The 14,378-nt window shown below is 69.9% G+C and carries 15 protein-coding genes; 6 read left to right on the plus strand and 9 right to left on the minus strand.

All coding sequences use genetic code 11. From position 1 onward, the window contains the following. Positions 1-8: 8 nt before the first annotated feature. The 7 genes from OG609_RS21440 to OG609_RS21470 all read right to left on the minus strand — a co-directional run bounded on the left by OG609_RS21440 (position 9) and on the right by OG609_RS21470 (position 6,327). Positions 9-818, minus strand: coding sequence for an enoyl-CoA hydratase/isomerase family protein (locus tag OG609_RS21440; RefSeq protein ID WP_327274288.1), 810 nt, complete (start codon positions 816-818; stop codon positions 9-11). Beyond that, a complete protein-coding gene (locus OG609_RS21445; RefSeq protein ID WP_327274289.1) occupies positions 815-1,945 on the minus strand; it encodes a cytochrome P450 in 1,131 nt (376 codons plus the stop codon). The genes OG609_RS21440 and OG609_RS21445 overlap by 4 nt, the downstream gene beginning before the upstream one ends. 330 nt (positions 1,946-2,275) lie before the next feature. Next, positions 2,276-3,664 carry a cytochrome P450 gene (locus tag OG609_RS21450; protein ID WP_327274290.1) on the minus strand — a complete coding sequence of 463 codons (1,389 nt, stop codon included), beginning with the start codon at positions 3,662-3,664 and terminating at the stop codon, positions 2,276-2,278. Positions 3,665-3,757: 93 nt separating this feature from the next. Next, the gene (locus tag OG609_RS21455) at positions 3,758-4,348 is read right to left on the minus strand and encodes a GTP-binding protein (protein WP_327274291.1); all 591 of its coding nucleotides are present in this window, start codon (positions 4,346-4,348) and stop codon (positions 3,758-3,760) included. Beyond that, positions 4,323-4,697, minus strand: coding sequence for a DUF742 domain-containing protein (locus tag OG609_RS21460; RefSeq protein ID WP_327274292.1), 375 nt, complete (start codon positions 4,695-4,697; stop codon positions 4,323-4,325). The genes OG609_RS21455 and OG609_RS21460 overlap by 26 nt, the downstream gene beginning before the upstream one ends. Further along, the gene (locus OG609_RS21465) at positions 4,694-5,098 is read right to left on the minus strand and encodes a roadblock/LC7 domain-containing protein (RefSeq protein WP_327274293.1); all 405 of its coding nucleotides are present in this window, start codon (positions 5,096-5,098) and stop codon (positions 4,694-4,696) included. Before OG609_RS21465 ends, OG609_RS21460 begins: the two co-directional genes overlap by 4 nt. Beyond that, positions 5,095-6,327 (minus strand): ATP-binding protein, encoded by a 1,233-nt coding sequence (locus OG609_RS21470; RefSeq protein ID WP_327274294.1) that lies wholly within the window; start codon positions 6,325-6,327, stop codon positions 5,095-5,097. Before OG609_RS21470 ends, OG609_RS21465 begins: the two co-directional genes overlap by 4 nt. A gap of 1,026 nt (positions 6,328-7,353) precedes the next feature. Here OG609_RS21470 and OG609_RS21475 point away from each other — a divergent pair. The 5 genes from OG609_RS21475 to OG609_RS21495 all read left to right on the plus strand — a co-directional run bounded on the left by OG609_RS21475 (position 7,354) and on the right by OG609_RS21495 (position 11,498). After that, the gene (locus OG609_RS21475) at positions 7,354-7,560 is read left to right on the plus strand and encodes a hypothetical protein (protein WP_266360070.1); all 207 of its coding nucleotides are present in this window, start codon (positions 7,354-7,356) and stop codon (positions 7,558-7,560) included. A 275-nt stretch (positions 7,561-7,835) separates the two neighbouring features. Beyond that, positions 7,836-8,705, plus strand: a complete 870-nt coding sequence (locus tag OG609_RS21480) for a JmjC domain-containing protein (protein ID WP_327274295.1) — start codon at positions 7,836-7,838, stop codon at positions 8,703-8,705. A 35-nt stretch (positions 8,706-8,740) separates the two neighbouring features. After that, positions 8,741-9,619: a JmjC domain-containing protein gene (locus OG609_RS21485; protein ID WP_327274296.1), complete on the plus strand. Its 879-nt coding sequence runs from the start codon at positions 8,741-8,743 to the stop codon at positions 9,617-9,619. Between the two features lie 191 nt (positions 9,620-9,810). Further along, positions 9,811-10,872 (plus strand): helix-turn-helix transcriptional regulator, encoded by a 1,062-nt coding sequence (locus tag OG609_RS21490; protein ID WP_327274297.1) that lies wholly within the window; start codon positions 9,811-9,813, stop codon positions 10,870-10,872. A 164-nt stretch (positions 10,873-11,036) separates the two neighbouring features. Further along, positions 11,037-11,498, plus strand: coding sequence for a hypothetical protein (locus tag OG609_RS21495; protein ID WP_327274298.1), 462 nt, complete (start codon positions 11,037-11,039; stop codon positions 11,496-11,498). A 37-nt stretch (positions 11,499-11,535) separates the two neighbouring features. Here OG609_RS21495 and OG609_RS21500 read toward each other — a convergent pair whose 3' ends face one another. Then, positions 11,536-11,766: a hypothetical protein gene (locus OG609_RS21500; protein WP_327274299.1), complete on the minus strand. Its 231-nt coding sequence runs from the start codon at positions 11,764-11,766 to the stop codon at positions 11,536-11,538. Positions 11,767-11,968: 202 nt separating this feature from the next. Further along, entirely contained in the window at positions 11,969-12,262 is a 294-nt protein-coding gene (locus OG609_RS21505) for a response regulator transcription factor (RefSeq protein ID WP_327274300.1), read from the minus strand. Positions 12,263-12,898: 636 nt separating this feature from the next. Here OG609_RS21505 and OG609_RS21510 point away from each other — a divergent pair. Beyond that, positions 12,899-14,359, plus strand: a complete 1,461-nt coding sequence (locus tag OG609_RS21510; protein WP_327274301.1) for a basic amino acid/polyamine antiporter — start codon at positions 12,899-12,901, stop codon at positions 14,357-14,359. The last annotated feature ends 19 nt before the right edge of the window (positions 14,360-14,378 follow it).

Raw genomic sequence — 14,378 nt, forward strand, 5'->3', positions numbered from 1 at the left:
TACCGGGCCTAGCGCATCGCTCCGGTCCCCCCGGCGTCGCGGGTCCGGCGGGTCGCGGCCGCGACGGTGGCCATCAGCTCCGCGTCCAGGACGGACGGATCGGCCAGCCGCGTCGGGGCGGCGTACGAGTTGAGCAGTGCCTTCGTGACGCGCAGGGCGGCCTCGGGGCGGCGCACGATGGGCTTGGTCCACGCGGTGACCGCCTCGTCGAGGGCGTCCGCGGGCACGATGCGCTGGAGGACCGACAGTTCGTACGCCTCGGCGGCGTCGAAGGCGCGTCCGGTCAGGATGAGTTCGCGCGCACGAGCGGCGCCGACCTCATGGATCAGTCGGGGCAGCACGCCGCCCCAGGCGGTGGGCAGCCCGAGCGCCAGCTCCGGCAGCCGGAAACCGGCGGTGTCGGCGCCGACGCGCAGATCGCAGGCGAGGGCCAGCGCCAGTCCCGCGCCGATCGCCTTGCCCTGGATCCTGGCGATGGTGACCGCCTGGCTGGTGGAGATCGCCTCGCAGACGCGGCGGGCCTTGTCGCCCGCGATCCGGATGCCCCGCCCGGTGGGATCCTGGTCCAGCCAGTCGGCGAACTCGTTCCGATCCCCGCCCAGGCAGAAGTCGTCCCCGGCACCGCTGAGCACCAGCACCCGGACGTCGGGGTCCGGTACGGCCAGGACCGTCAGCAGATCGTCCAGCATCGCCTCGGTGACCGCGTTGCCGGTGTCGGGGCGGTTCAGCTCCACGCGCAGGACGGGGCCCTCGCGCACGGTGCGCACCGTGCTCGGCCGCCGGTACGGGGACAGGTAGTCGGGGAGAGAGAGCTTCATATCGCCACGCCCAGCGAGGTCACACGCCTGAAGACCAGACGGGACGCGTAACTGGGCCCCGTGACGGCGCGCAGGGTGGGGAAACGTTTCAGGAGCTGGGTCAGGAGCGTACGTGCCTCAAGGCGGGCGAGGGCCGCGCCGAGGCAGTAGTGCACACCGCCCCCGAAGGTGAGGTGGGTGCCGGTGCGCTCGATGTCGAAGGAATCCGGGTCCTCGTTGCGCCGGGGGTCGTGGTTGGCGGCCCCGTACATGACGTGGACCATGCTGTCCTTCGCGATCGGCACGCCCGCCAGGATCGTGTCGTCGGCGGCGATCCGGGTGTTGATGTGGATGGGCGGGTCGTACCGGAGGGCCTCGTCGACGGCGGCGTCGATGTATCCGGGGTGCTCCGCGAGCCACGCCCACCGGCCGGGCTCCCTCAGCAGCAGTCCCACCATGGTCGACAGCAGCGTCGCGGTGGTCTCCAGAGAGGCGATGGTGACGAACATGGTGAGACGGTAGAGGATCTCGTCCGCCGCCTCGCGGTCGGGTTCCATGGCGTCCCAGGTGTGTATCCAGCCGGTCAGGACATCGTTGCCGGGGTTCGCGCGGCGCTGTTTCACCAGGTCGGTGAAGTACGCGCGCAGATGAACGGTCGCCTCGGCGGACACGGCGAGCTCGCTCTTGGTGGGCAGCAGCTCCTGGGCGTGCACCTGGTTGTGGGTGATCTCCAGGATGTGGGGGTAGTCCTCGGGCGGGATCCCCAGCCAGGAGCCGATGGTGCTGATCGGGAGCTGCTCGCTGACCGTACTGACGAAGTCGGTCTCGCCCCAGCGCAGTTTGTCGTCCAGCTCGTCGAGAAGCCGGGTGACGTCCTCCTCGACCTGAGGGGTCAGCCGCTGGATGGTGGAGCGGTCGAAGAGGTTGCCGAGGCTCCGCCGCTGGCATGTGTGCTCCGGCGCGTTGAGGCGCGAGAGCGTCTTGGTCATCTCCTGGGTGGCGACCGCGTCCCAGCGCTCGGTGTCCGCCTGGCGTTCCTGCCAGGCGAAGTCCGGTGCCAGCCAGTTGCGGCCGCGCAGCACCTCGCTGCATGTGTCGAAGCCGGTGACGAAGTACGCGTTCCAGGGAGCGCGTACGACATCACCCATGGATCTCAGCTCGCCCAGGAGGGCGTAGGGATCAGCCTGCCCCTCCGGCGATTTGAGGCGCCGTAGGAGGGAAATGAGGGCACGGCGGTCGACGGTGGTAGGCCTGTCTGTGCCACATATTGCGCTCACGCAGAGTTCCTTGTCCTGGGCCCATGGTTACGGCCAGAACCTACCCCTCCGCATATATGTGCCATGCGTCGTTCTCTGTTGCCCGTGTCACAGGCAAATGCCTTGTTGACCCCTTGCCATATGCTGAACAGTCCCTGAGCCAGACCCGCATGACGCTCTGATACACGTACAAGTCGCCAGAACGCGTGTGCCGCCCCTCCGTCACACGCGGAAGACGTCCAGGAAGGAACTCCACCAGCCCTTCGTCTTCTTCTGCGGCTCCACGTGGTCGTAGCGCGCGGCGGGAGCCTCCTCGGAGGCGGCGATCCGGGACGAAACGGGCGACGGTGCGGCCGTCGCCGCATGGCGCGCGGCACTCGGGCTGAACCGGACCGGCAGGGAGACCAGCGCCCGGTGGAACGGACCCGGCCGCCATTCGACCGCCGAGGCCGGCACGGCGAGGGTGAGGTCCGGCACCGTGTTGAGGATCTTCTCGATCGCGGTGAGGGCGATGAGCTGTGCGGGGGACTTCGCCGGGCAGACGTGGGGGCCCGCCCCCCAGGCCAGATGGGCGCCCTTGCTCAGGGTCTGGCGGGCATCGGTGAGCGCGGGGTCGCTGTTCGCGGCGGCGAAACTGATCAGTACGGGGGTGTTCGCCTTCAGCGTCACTCCGCCGAGGTCGACGTCCTGGACCGGGTAGTGCGTCGCGTAGTTGGCGATCGGCGGGTTGTTCCACAGCACGTCGTCGAGGGCGTCCTCGACCAGCATCCCCGTCCCTCGCCGCTGCGGACCCCCGGTGTCGTCGGACAGCATGAGGAGCAGTGCGTTGGCGATGAGATTGCGTTCCGGCTCGATGCCCGCGCCCATCAGCATGACGAGCTGGTCCTTGAGCTCCTCGTCCCGCAGGCCCGCCGGGTGCTGGATGAGCCAGGACGTGATGTCCTCGCCGGGCTGCCGCCGCTTGAGGGCGACGAGCTCCATCAGGCACTCCGTCAGCTCGGCGTTGGCCCGCAGTACGTCCTCGCCATCGAAGATCGCGGACATGCCACGGGTCAGCCGGTCGCCGATGTCACCGGGGCAGCCGAAGAGCTGGTTGAACAGCAGCAGCGGCAGAAGCTTGGCGTAGTCGCCCAGCAGGTCGGCGCTGCCGCGTTCGATGAACTGGTCGATGAGGTAGTCGGCGATGCGCTCGACATCCCGGCTGAGCCGGGTGGTGTTGAGGCGGCCGAGGCTCTCGGTGACCGCCTTGCGCAGGCGAAGATGCTCGGTGCCGTCCGTGAACAGGCAGTTGGGCCGGTACGCCATCATGGGCAGCACCGGACTGTCGAGCGGTACGCGGCCCTCCCGCAGCGCCGCCCACCGCCGTGAGTCACGGGCGAAGAAGGAGGGGTTCTGCAGGACCCGGAGCGCGGCCTCGTGCTGCACGATCAGGGTGGCCTCCACCCCGGGAGCCAGCTCGATCGGAGCAGCGAGCCCGTGCGCCCGGAACTCGTCGTACACACGCTGCGGATCGGACGCGAACTCCGGCCCGTAGAGCGATGTCTGCCGCTCACCGTGCATCGGGCACCCGGTGGGGGCGCTGTACGGGGTGGCTCCCGGCTGAGAGTCCATGTGTGATTCCTCGGTGTGATCGCGGGCCTCGCAGGGCCCGGACGGTGGACGGAAAGCGGGGCTCGGGCCCCGTGCCGACGTATGGAGCAGAGGTCAGGCCACCCGCACGAGAAGGTGCTGGACCAGAGTGATCAGGGCCTGCGCGGACGACTTCTCGTCCCGGGCGTCGCAGTAGACGACCGGGGTGTCCGGCAGCAGATCGAGAGCCTCGCGCAACTCCTCCTCGGCATGCCGGGAGTACGGGTCGAAGCTGTTGACCGCGACCGCGTACTCCAGCCCGTACGTCTCGACGAGGTCGATCACCGGGAAGGTGTCGGCGAGACGGGCCGGGTCGACGAGGAGCAGCGCGCCGAGCGAGCCCCGCGCCATGTCCTCCCACAGCTCGACGAAGCGCTGCTGGCCCGGCGTACCGAACAGGTACAGCACCAGCTCGTCGCTGAGCGTCAGACGGCCGAAGTCCAGCGCGACCGTTGTCGTCACCTTGTCGGGCGCGCCCCGCAGATCGTCGATGTGGGCACTGGCCTGCGTCATCCTCTCCTCGGTGCGCAGCGGAGTGATCTCGGAGAGGGTGCCGATGAGCGTCGTCTTGCCCACGGCGAAGTGTCCGACGACGAGGATCTTCGCCGCACGCTGTACCGCGTCCGACACATAGATGTTCTCAGCCGAACCGGACGTGTAGTCCATGCAACACCTCTTCGAGGATCTTCCTGTCAACGAGCTGAGCCGGCGGTGGCGCCTTGCGGCGCATCAGATGACCCTGATCAGCTAAGTCGTTCAGCAGCAGCCGTGCCACTCCGACGGGCAGCTCCAGATGGCCCGCGACCTCGGCCACCGACAGATAGCCGCCGGAGCACAGCTCCCAGATCGCCCGGACCTCGGGGCTCGGGTTCGGGGGCTGCTGCCGCTCGGGTGCGATGGTGACCAGAGTGACGAGGGAGAGGCCCTGCGCATCGGGCAGGCCGCGCCCGCCGGTGATGACGTAGGACCGGACGAACCCGCTGCTGACTGCCTGCTCCTCGCCCGGCGACGTCATGCTTCGCTTCCGGCGCTCTGGCGGGGAGGTGTGGTCATCGCCTTCCCCAGCGCGGCGACCTGTTGCTGCATACGGAAGGACATGGCCTCCATGTCCACGTCGGCCGCGGCGGCCGCCGCCAGATAGGCGCCGGTACCGGCAGCGATCAGGAAGATCCAGCCGTGGTCGTACTCGAGGAGCGTCTGGTGCCAGCGGCCGGGGGTCCGGGCCCCGATGAAGGGGGCGACGGCCCGGCTCAGCGACTGCATGGAGCTCATCGCCGCCGCCACGGTCTCCGCGTCGTCCCGGCCGATCTCACTGGAGTTGGCCAGCAGCAGACCGTCGGCGGAGACGAGGATCGCGTGCCGTGCGCCGGGTACCTGGAGCACATCGTTGAGTACCCAGGACAGATCGGGGTTCACTGGAACTCGGGTCCTTCCATCGTCGTCGTGTCACGCCCGGACCGTGTTCCGCGCTGGAACGCGCCCAGGCGGGAAGCGGTCTCCTCGTTGCTGCGCGCCGGTCCGGGCTCGGCCGACGGCACTACTGACACCGGGCTCTTGCGACGACGCTTGGGCAGGCCACCTGCGGTGGTGAAAGACCCCGTCGGCTGCGGGGCGGGGGCCGGCTGTGCGGCCGGGGGGAACAGGGGAGTCGGAGGCGGCGTGGGTGCCTGGCGGCGGGGGAGCGCCGACACATCCGCATCGTGGCCACCGGGGGCCGCAAGGGGCGCCGGGGGGGCTGGCGCATCGCCGGTGAGAAGCTCGTCGGGCAGGAGAACCACCGCGCGTACGCCTCCATAGGGGGATACGGAGTCCACCGAGACCTTGAACCCGTAGCGAGCGGCCAGCACGCCGGAAACGGCGAACCCGAACTGTGGGGGAATGCCCAGACTGGAGACGCTGATCGCGGCCTGAGGCGCGAGGAGAGCCGCCGCGCGGTCCTTCTCCTCCTGGCCCATGCCGAGACCGGCGTCGTCGACGATGAGGCAGACGCCCTTCGGGACGGCCTGGATGTTGATCTCCACCGGAGCGCCGGGCGCGGAGTAGTTGGTGGCGTTGGCCAGCAGCTCGGCGAGGACCACCGCCACCGGTTCCACGGCCTTGCTGACGACGGAGAAGTTGACCTGGCCGTTGACCCGGACCCGGTCGAACTGCCGGATACGGCCCTGGGCGCTGCGGGCCACGTCGAAGACGGAGGCGACCGTCTCCCTGCGCCCGAGCCAGCCGCCGCACAGCACCGCGATGCCCTGCGCGCGGCGCCCGAACTGGCTGTTGGCGTGGTCGATGGCCATCAGGTCGGCGAGCATGTTGGGGTCGTCGCCGTACTTCTTCTGGGCGTTCTCGATGACCACCTGCTGCTCGTCCGCGAGCCCCTGAAGGGTGCGCACGGCCGCCTTGAGGACGGCCTTGGTCTCCTCCTCGGCGTCCTTGCGGACCTCGGCCAGCTCGACGGACTGACGGTGCAGCAGGCCGCTGTGGGTGAGGTGGAGTTCATCCCGCTGCCGTTGCAGCGTGTCGCGTTCCCTCCGGAGGTCGGCGTTCTGTCTGCGCAGTCCGATGTTGGTCTTGCGAGCCCGCAGGACGGCACCCACAGCGACCAGTGCTACGACAACCAGTGCCCAGAAGAGAGGGCCCTGTGCAAATGTCATGAGACTCACTTCAAGTGCCATGGCTATGGAAACGGCTTGACGCTCCCTCATGCGCGGTACAGCCCGGACTCGTTGAGCCACGGGTTGCGCCGCGCAGGGAAGGTCCCTCCGAAAGTGGGGCCGAGGAATTCATCCCTCCCGGAATGCCCCCATATGCCGTCAGCCCACTGGAAGTAAGATGATCTTAGCATCGGCCTCTTGGGTAAATGTCAAGACCAACACGCCAGTTGCACTCTTGACGCGGAATGTTCACATCCGCGGGCGGAGTCGCCACTCCCACCCGCCACCGTCACCAGGGTCTCCGACCACTTCATATGACGGATATTCAGGGCCGTACAGGGGCTTTACGGAGCTGAGAGAGGGCTGTGAGCTCGTTCGCGGAGTCCGCGAGCGCGCGTACGGGCGGAGACCGGGGCCGCTCGTGCGGCGCGAGCGGCACGAGCCTGTTGCTGCGGCGGGGAGCGATCGGTACGAGAACGAGATCTTCCGGGATCGGCGGCCGCGAGACCTCCGACGCGGACCGACCCCCCGTCGCCGCTGATGAGAGTGCGCAGGCCGCGTACGTGATGGAGGGGGACGGGAGGCGGGCCCGGCCGGCCGCCCCTGGCCGTCTCGGCCCTCGGTCACCGTGCGGCGTGCGCATCCGCACCGCGAGCACCGTCGAAACCCTGATCGACGCCGCGCACGAGGCCGGCCGGCTCCGCCGGGACGTGGGCTTGGGCGACCTCGTGCTGCTGTCGATCCGGCTGTCCCGCCCCTCCCGGGCGGCCTGGACCGCCTCGACGGACCACAGGCGGGGGCGGACGGGGTCGAGCCCTGACGAGGGGGCTCCCGGCGAGGGGCCCGGCAGTGGTGTCACGGCGCGCCCGCCCCTCCCGGGACCCCGGGTCACGTGCATGCGGGAGCGGGCTCTCGTCACTGTCGGCGACGGCGCGCGGAAACCAGGATGGAGCTCAGCCAAGGGGAAGCGCCCCCGGGGCACGAACGCCGGCCTCACAGGGCCGGCCCGATGACACAGGAGATCTCATGAACCTCTCGCAGAACACCGCGCAGCCGACCGACGCCCAGCCCAAGGCCGGCCTGACCCTGTCCCGCAAGGCCGCCCTCGGCGTCGCCGCGGCCGCGGTCATCGGCGGCTCGATGTTCGCCCCGAGCGCCTTCGCCGCGTCGGACTCCGCGCCCAGCCACTCCGTCGAGGCGGGCTGCGGGGACTGCTACCCGGATGTCATCTGATCCCGGGAGTCATCCGACTCCGGAAGTCGTCCGACAACGGCAGTCATCCGACTCCGGAAGCCGTCCGACAACGGCAGCGATCCGACTCCGGAAGTCACCCGACCCCGGCAGCCGGCCGACCCCGGCAGTGACCTGACCGGGCGGCCGGCCGGCCCCGGAGCTGTCCGACTCCCGTAGTCCTCTTCGGATCCGACCCCCGACAGCGCCCTGACGGGGCCCGCCGGCCACCCGGCCGGCGGGCCCCGCAGCCGGAGCGTGAGCAAGGAGAGTGAGCCGTGAACTGGCTCGAACGCTGTGTTTCCGACGCGGAACGGTTCCTCAGTACGCAGTGGCGCCAAGGGCCCGTCGTGCTGCGGCCGGACGATCCGCCCACCGAGATCCTCACCCCCGCCGCCCTCGACGACCTCATCGACTCGGGCGCCCTGAGAGTGCCCTACGCCGGACTGTTCACGATGGCGGGCGCCGTGCCGGAGGCGGCCTTCTGCCCGCCACGCGTGGTGGCCGGGCGGTATCTCGAAGGCTGGCTCGACCCGGAGCGCGTACGGACGCTGATCCGGGAGGAACGGGCCACCCTGCAACTGCGCTACGTCAACCACTGGTACCCGCCGGTCCGGCAGCTCACCGCCGGTCTCTCCGAGCAACTCGGGCGGCTGGCCGAGGCGTTCTGCTTCTACTCGCAGCCCGGACGCTTCGGCGCCGTACACCGCGACGACGGCGACATCCTCGTGCTCCAGCTCAGCGGAGCCAAGCACTGGCAGGTGTTCGGCGGCCCCACCGACGCGGGCTGGCAGCCCGTACGGGAGGACGACCCGGGCCCGGTCCTGCTCGACACCGTCGTACGGGCCGGCGAGGTCCTGTACGTCCCGAACGGCTACGCCCACACCGCGCAGGCCACCGAGGACGGCCCCTCGCTGCACCTCACGATCGCGCTGCGCGAGGCCGGCGCTGGTCATCTGCGCGCGGAGCTGCAGTCCCTGCTCGCCTCCGGCCTCGCCCTGCCCGCCCGCCCCCTCGACGACGCGGATCTGACCGGGACGGCCGCCGCCCTCCTCGACCACTTCCGCGACAGGCTCGACAGCGCGAGCGCCGAGTCCCTCGTGCACAGCGCCCGCCTGCACGCGTACAGCAGCCGCCCCACGGCCTGACCGGCCGGAGCACCCGACGGAGAGTGAGACCAACGATGGACTGGCTGAAGCGATGTGTCCGGGACGAGCAGGAGTTCTTCGCCAGGCACTGGCGTCGCGCACCGGCCGTGCTGCGCCCCGACGACCCCCCGGTGGACCTCCTGGACACCGCCGAACTGGACGGCCTGCTCGACGCCGGGCTGCTCAAGGTGCCCTACATCGGTCTCGTTCACGAGGACAGCCACGTACCCGCCGAGCGGTTCTGCACGCCCCGGGTGGTGCTCGGTGAGGTGGTCGAGGACTACGCGGACGCGGAACTCGTGCGCCGGCTGGTCGACGAGGAGCGGGCCACCGTACTGCTGCGGTACGTGGACCAGTGGCACCAGGGCGTACGGGCGCTCACCACGGGCCTTGCCGAGCAACTCGGCCGTCAGGTCGAGGCGTTCTGCTTCCGCACCCCCGCGGGCACCCGGGGCCGCCCCCTCCACCGCGACGACGCCGACGTCCTCGCGATCCAGATCAGCGGGGAGAAGCGCTGGCGCGTCCACGCCGGACCGGCCGACGGGAACTGGGAACCGGCCAGGGAGGACGGCGACCCGGGCGAGGTGCTGCTGGAGACCGTCCTGCGACCCGGCGAAGTCCTGTACGTACCGAGGGGGTTCGCGCACCATGCGGACGCCGTGGGCGACGCTCCGTCCGTGCATCTCTCGTTGACCGTACGCGAGGCGGGCACCGCGAACCTGTACGCCCTGCTGCAGGCTCTCCTCGCGGACGGAGCCGCGATCCCCGGCCGGCCGCTCGACGAGGAGGCGCTCACCGATGCCGCCGAGGCCCTGATCGGCCACACCCGCCGCACCCTGGCGACCCTGACCCCCGAGGCACTGGTGGCCCACGCGCGCGCCGCCATGCGCGCGACGATGCCGGCCGCCGCGTGACCCGTCCGGCCGGTGCCGGTCCCTGAACCGCCGCGCAGCCCACAGCGCACAGCCCCCGAAGCTGCGTTCGGGGGCCTTTGCGCAGTCCTGACGCGACAAGATCTTTTCTGCCTGTCCCTTCTGCCTATCCTTGCCCGGGGCATCCGATGCGCCGGTCGGCACCACCCGTCAGACGGCGACGAGGGGGGTACGTGGAAGGGCAGGAGCAGGTACGCACCGGGCCGTTCGAGGCGGCCCGGGGGCTGGGCGAGAACGACCTCGCCGTATACGGCTGGGTCCTCGAACACCGTACGGGCGACCCGGAGTCCGTATCCGAGGCCACCGGGATCGGCCCCGAGGAGGCCGGACTGAGCCTGGAACGGCTGCGGCGGGCCCGGTTGTTGCACGAGCAGGACGTTCCCGGGAGCTCCCGGGAGCTGTTCGCGGTAGCGCCCGAGACCGCGCTGGCGCAGTTGGCCGCGCCCGTGGAGGCGAAGATACGCGAACAGCAGGACAGGCTCGCAGGTATGCGCCAGGACCTCGGTCCCTTCGTCGCGTGCTATCACCAGCGGCATTCCCGCAGCGAGTCGTTGGAGCTGCTGGAGAACGTGCAGGACGTCCGCAACACCCTCAACCAGGCGTCGAACCGCTGTCGCAAAGAGGTGCTGACCAGCCAGCCCGGCGGCGGGGCGCGGGATCCCGAAGCGATGCGGGAGGCGCTGGTGCGGGACCAGTCGATGCTGGAGCGCGGCATCCAGCTGCGTACGCTCTACCACCACACGGCCCGTTTCAACGGCCCCAGTCAAGCCTACGTTGCCGCCGCGTCGGCGCTGGGCGGCAAGTACCGCACCGCGCACGAACTGTTCGGCCGGCTCATCGTCTTCGACCGCGAGCTCGCCTTCATCCCCGTGCAGGACGACAGCTGGGGCGCTGTCGTCATACGGGATCCGTCCACGGTCAGGTACCTCTGCGAGATCTTCGAGCAGACCTGGGACCGCGCCACCCCGTTCGCCGATGCCGTCAGCCAGGGTCTGGAAGAGGTGTCCCGGGAGATCCACGAGACGATCGTCCGGCTGCTCGCAGCAGGTCTGAAGGACGAGGCCATCGCACGCAGACTCGGTATGTCGCTGCGTACCGCCCGTCGGCACATCGCCGACATCATGGAGGAGCTGGACGCCACGAGCCGCTTCCAGGCAGGCGCCCATGCCGCGGCCCGGGGGCTCCTGGCGAGCACCGCTCCCGAAGCGGAATCGCCTGACAGCCCGGTCGCCTGACGTCCGCCGGCCGACGGACGGCCGTATCCGTCGGTGTCCGGACCGTGCTCCCGGTAGCGAACTCACGCGACTGGCCCGGGGCCCGTCCGGTGTCGGATGCTGTCAGCAGAGACCGCGCGGGACGCTTCCCGCGCGGCGCTTCGGCGGCGAGTACGAGGAGGGACATGGACGGCCGGCCCCTGGCACCTCCGGCACCCCGGGCGGAGAGTGAAGGCACGCTCCATCTGCGGGAGTTGCTGCTGTTTCTCTCCGTGCACCTGGACCGGGCGCCCGGCGTGATGTGGCCCGAGTACGAACATCCGGCCCTCGGTAGCCCGCAACGGCCGGATGCACTCGACGGCCTGGCCGCCGAACTCGGCCTGCGTACCGGCCTGGTCGCGAGCAGCCGGGGAAGCCGCACATGCGAGGGGGCACGGAACCCTGCCGCGCATCTGGTGATCCATCAGACCGAGGGTGCGGGGTTGTGGCGACTGCGCGGCGACCGGGCCGATGGCGGCGCGGGGGCCTTCCGGCACCGGCTGCGGTCGGGCGAAGTCCTCTACATTCCGGCACGCTGGTCCTGGACGGTGGAACTGACGCCGGGAGCACAGTATGTGATCACAGATCTGACGCCGCCCGGCAGTTAGGCCCTGCCGGCCCCTTGGACGCCGGGCGCCCGTGGGATCAGCCGCCCCATGAGGTGTCGCACGTGTGCACCACTCCCTGGCCCTGCAGTTCCCCGTCCGCGACGTTCCATCCGGTGGCGGGGTCGCCCGTGGTCCCCTCGGCGGAGACGTGCACCGACGAGAGCTCGATGCCGCCGCAATCGATGTCGGCGGCGCACGCGGGGGAGCCGGACTGGAGGGCCAACAGGGCGGCGGTGGCGGTGAGGAGCAGGGCAAGGCGCTTCGGCATGATTCCCCCAGGGACATGGTGTGGGGCCCGCCCTTCCGGCGGGCCCGCTCCGTTCGTGCGGCGTGTGACCACACTGGCCCAGGCCCGTCGCGTATGTACGGGAGCGAGCCCCTCACCAAGGTGCGTGACCGCTAAGTGAAGGGGGCTCGAATGCCCTCAAGCCGGTGGAATTCCGGCGAAGTTCAGGTTCGCGCACGCACCCTCAGGTCAAGTAGCCCCGCTGGATGGCCAGCACCACGAGCTGGGTCCGGTTGCTCGTGCCCGTCTTGTCGCGGAGTCGGCGCAGATGCGTGTCGACCGTGTGCGGGCTGATGCCCAGCCGACGGCCGATTCCCCAGTAGGTCTCGCCTCCTGCGAGCAGCGTCAGGACCTGACGTTCGCGGGGGGTCAGTGTGGGCTCGCAGACAACGGTGTTCAGGGCGTCCGGCATGGCGGGCTCCTCCTCGTCGACGGGTGACCGGCGGGCGCCCTGCAGGGGCTGGTCCCGTCCGGGCATCCACCACACTGCGACACCTGCGAACCCACCCGCGAGAGGCCGGACGCCTCATCAACCTGCCTGACAGCAAGGCGAGGTGGCGACAAAGAGGGACGAAGCGCTCTGCGTCGTTGCGGGGGCGGGCGCAGGGCCGGTGCCGGACCGACGCGGGGCGTCGCGGGCGGGCCCAGCGATTCCCGTCCTGGTGGGCCGGGATGGGTCACACATGGGTCACGTGGCAGGTACCGGTCAAAATGGACCCAAGGGGGGTGGCCGTAAAGCTCCTCGGTGACGCACAGGAAGCTAACAGCCATCACTGACATCGCCGGATCCCGGCCGCCGCTGCGGCCCGGGGAGTGGTGCTGTGCGGCAGCCGTCACCGGCCTCGGCGCGCCCGTGGGGACGCCGGAACCGCCACGGGGACCCCACTCCGGGGGGGAGCCGTGAAGTGTTTTATCGGGCAAAACGTGTCAAATGGCGTTAGATTTCCTCTCACTGAACCAGGCGATGCGGCAGCCCTGCCCGGCCTTGAGCGTCCTCTGTGAAGTCCCGGGCTTCGAGATCGAGAAAGCGGACCCGGTCGAGGCCGGTCCCTGGACACCGGCCCACCAGCAGCCCCCGGGTCCACGACACCGGGGCGCGTCGACGAGGGAAGACATGACTGACACGGGCAGCAACGCCAAGACGGCCGCCGTCGAACCGCCGGCGGCCGTCAAGCTCACCCTGCTGACGCTGACGGCGATGGTCGTCGGCTCGATGGTGGGCGCCGGAGTGTTCTCCCTGCCGCGGCGTTTCGCCGAGGAGACCGGCGTGGCCGGCGCACTGATCGCCTGGGCGATCGCGGGCGTCGGCATGCTCATGCTCGCCTTCGTGTTCCAGGCCCTCGCCGTCCGCAGGCCGGACCTGGATGCCGGTGTCTACGCGTACGCGAAGGCCGGATTCGGCGAGTACCTCGGCTTCTTCTCCGCCTTCGGATACTGGGCCAGCGCCTGCGTCGGCAACGTCACCTACTGGGTGCTGATCATGTCGACCATCGGCGCCGTCTGGCCGAGCCTCGGAGACGGGGACACCCTTCTCGCAGTGGTCCTGTCGACGCTGGGCCTGTGGGCGTTCTTCTTCCTGATCCGGCGCGGCGTCAAGGAAGCGACGGCCATCAACAAGATCGTCACCGTGGCCAAGGTCGTACCGATCCTGGTCTTCGTCATCCTGGCGCTGTTCTACTTCCAACCGTCCGTCTTCGCCGACAACTTCGGCGGCGCCGACTACGCAGGATCGCTGTTCAACCAGGTCCGCGGCACGATGCTCGCCACCGTGTTCGTCTTCCTCGGAGTCGAGGGCGCCAGCGTGTACTCCCGGCACGCCAAGCGCCGCGAGGACGTCGGCCGGGCCACGATCCTCGGGTTCCTGAGCGTCTTCGCCATCTTCGCCTCCGTCACCATCGTGTCGTACGGGCTGATGCCGATGAGCGAGATCGCCGAGCTGCGCCAGCCCTCCATGGCAGGGGTCCTGGAGCACGCGGTCGGCACCTGGGGAAAGGTCTTCGTCAGCGTCGGGCTCATCGTCTCCGTCCTCGGCGCCTATCTGGCCTGGACCCTGATGGCCGCCGAGGTCCTCTTCGTCGCGGCCAAGGACAACGACATGCCCCGGTTCCTCGGCCGCTCCACCACCGCCGACGTACCCGTCCCGGCACTGCTGATGACCACGTTGCTGAGTCAGATCGTCCTCGTCGTGACGATGTTCTCCGACGACGCCTTCAACTTCGCGCTCGATCTGACCAGCGCGCTGAGCCTGATCCTGTTCCTCCTCGCCGCCGCGTTCGCGGTGAAGATCGCGTTCCGGCCGGGCCGTGAAGGCACGGTGGGCGACAGCACCCGGCGTGAACTCGTGACCGCCGCGATCGCCACGCTCTACACCGCGTTCCTTCTCTACGCGGCGGGGCTGAAGTTCGTCCTGATCTCCTTCATCCTCTACGCCCCCGCGACCCTCCTGTTCATCAAGGCCCGGCGCGAGCAGAAGCGTCGGCTGTTCTCGCCCGCGGAAGCCGTGATCTGCGCCGTCTCGGTCGTCGGCGCCATCGTGGGTGTGACCGCCCTGGCGGCCGGCTGGATCGAACTCTGACCACTACGCACCCTCCATC

It is taken from the genome of Streptomyces sp. NBC_01224 (assembly GCF_036002945.1).
In the GTDB taxonomy this organism is placed as follows: Bacteria; Actinomycetota; Actinomycetes; order Streptomycetales; family Streptomycetaceae; genus Streptomyces.

Excerpts from the sequence above, each read along its gene's own strand:
- OG609_RS21440 (WP_327274288.1), bottom strand. The coding sequence starts at position 818 with ATGAAGCTCTCTCTCCCCGACTACCTGTCCCCGTACCGGCGGCCGAGC.
- OG609_RS21445 (WP_327274289.1), bottom strand. The coding sequence starts at position 1,945 with ATGGGTGATGTCGTACGCGCTCCCTGGAACGCGTACTTCGTCACCGGC.
- OG609_RS21450 (WP_327274290.1), bottom strand. The coding sequence starts at position 3,664 with ATGGACTCTCAGCCGGGAGCCACCCCGTACAGCGCCCCCACCGGGTGC.
- OG609_RS21455 (WP_327274291.1), bottom strand. The coding sequence starts at position 4,348 with ATGGACTACACGTCCGGTTCGGCTGAGAACATCTATGTGTCGGACGCG.
- OG609_RS21460 (WP_327274292.1), bottom strand. The coding sequence starts at position 4,697 with ATGACGTCGCCGGGCGAGGAGCAGGCAGTCAGCAGCGGGTTCGTCCGG.
- OG609_RS21470 (WP_327274294.1), bottom strand. The coding sequence starts at position 6,327 with ATGACATTTGCACAGGGCCCTCTCTTCTGGGCACTGGTTGTCGTAGCA.
- OG609_RS21475 (WP_266360070.1), top strand. The coding sequence starts at position 7,354 with ATGAACCTCTCGCAGAACACCGCGCAGCCGACCGACGCCCAGCCCAAG.
- OG609_RS21485 (WP_327274296.1), top strand. The coding sequence starts at position 8,741 with ATGGACTGGCTGAAGCGATGTGTCCGGGACGAGCAGGAGTTCTTCGCC.
- OG609_RS21495 (WP_327274298.1), top strand. The coding sequence starts at position 11,037 with ATGGACGGCCGGCCCCTGGCACCTCCGGCACCCCGGGCGGAGAGTGAA.
- OG609_RS21500 (WP_327274299.1), bottom strand. The coding sequence starts at position 11,766 with ATGCCGAAGCGCCTTGCCCTGCTCCTCACCGCCACCGCCGCCCTGTTG.
- OG609_RS21505 (WP_327274300.1), bottom strand. The coding sequence starts at position 12,262 with ATGCCCGGACGGGACCAGCCCCTGCAGGGCGCCCGCCGGTCACCCGTC.
- OG609_RS21510 (WP_327274301.1), top strand. The coding sequence starts at position 12,899 with ATGACTGACACGGGCAGCAACGCCAAGACGGCCGCCGTCGAACCGCCG.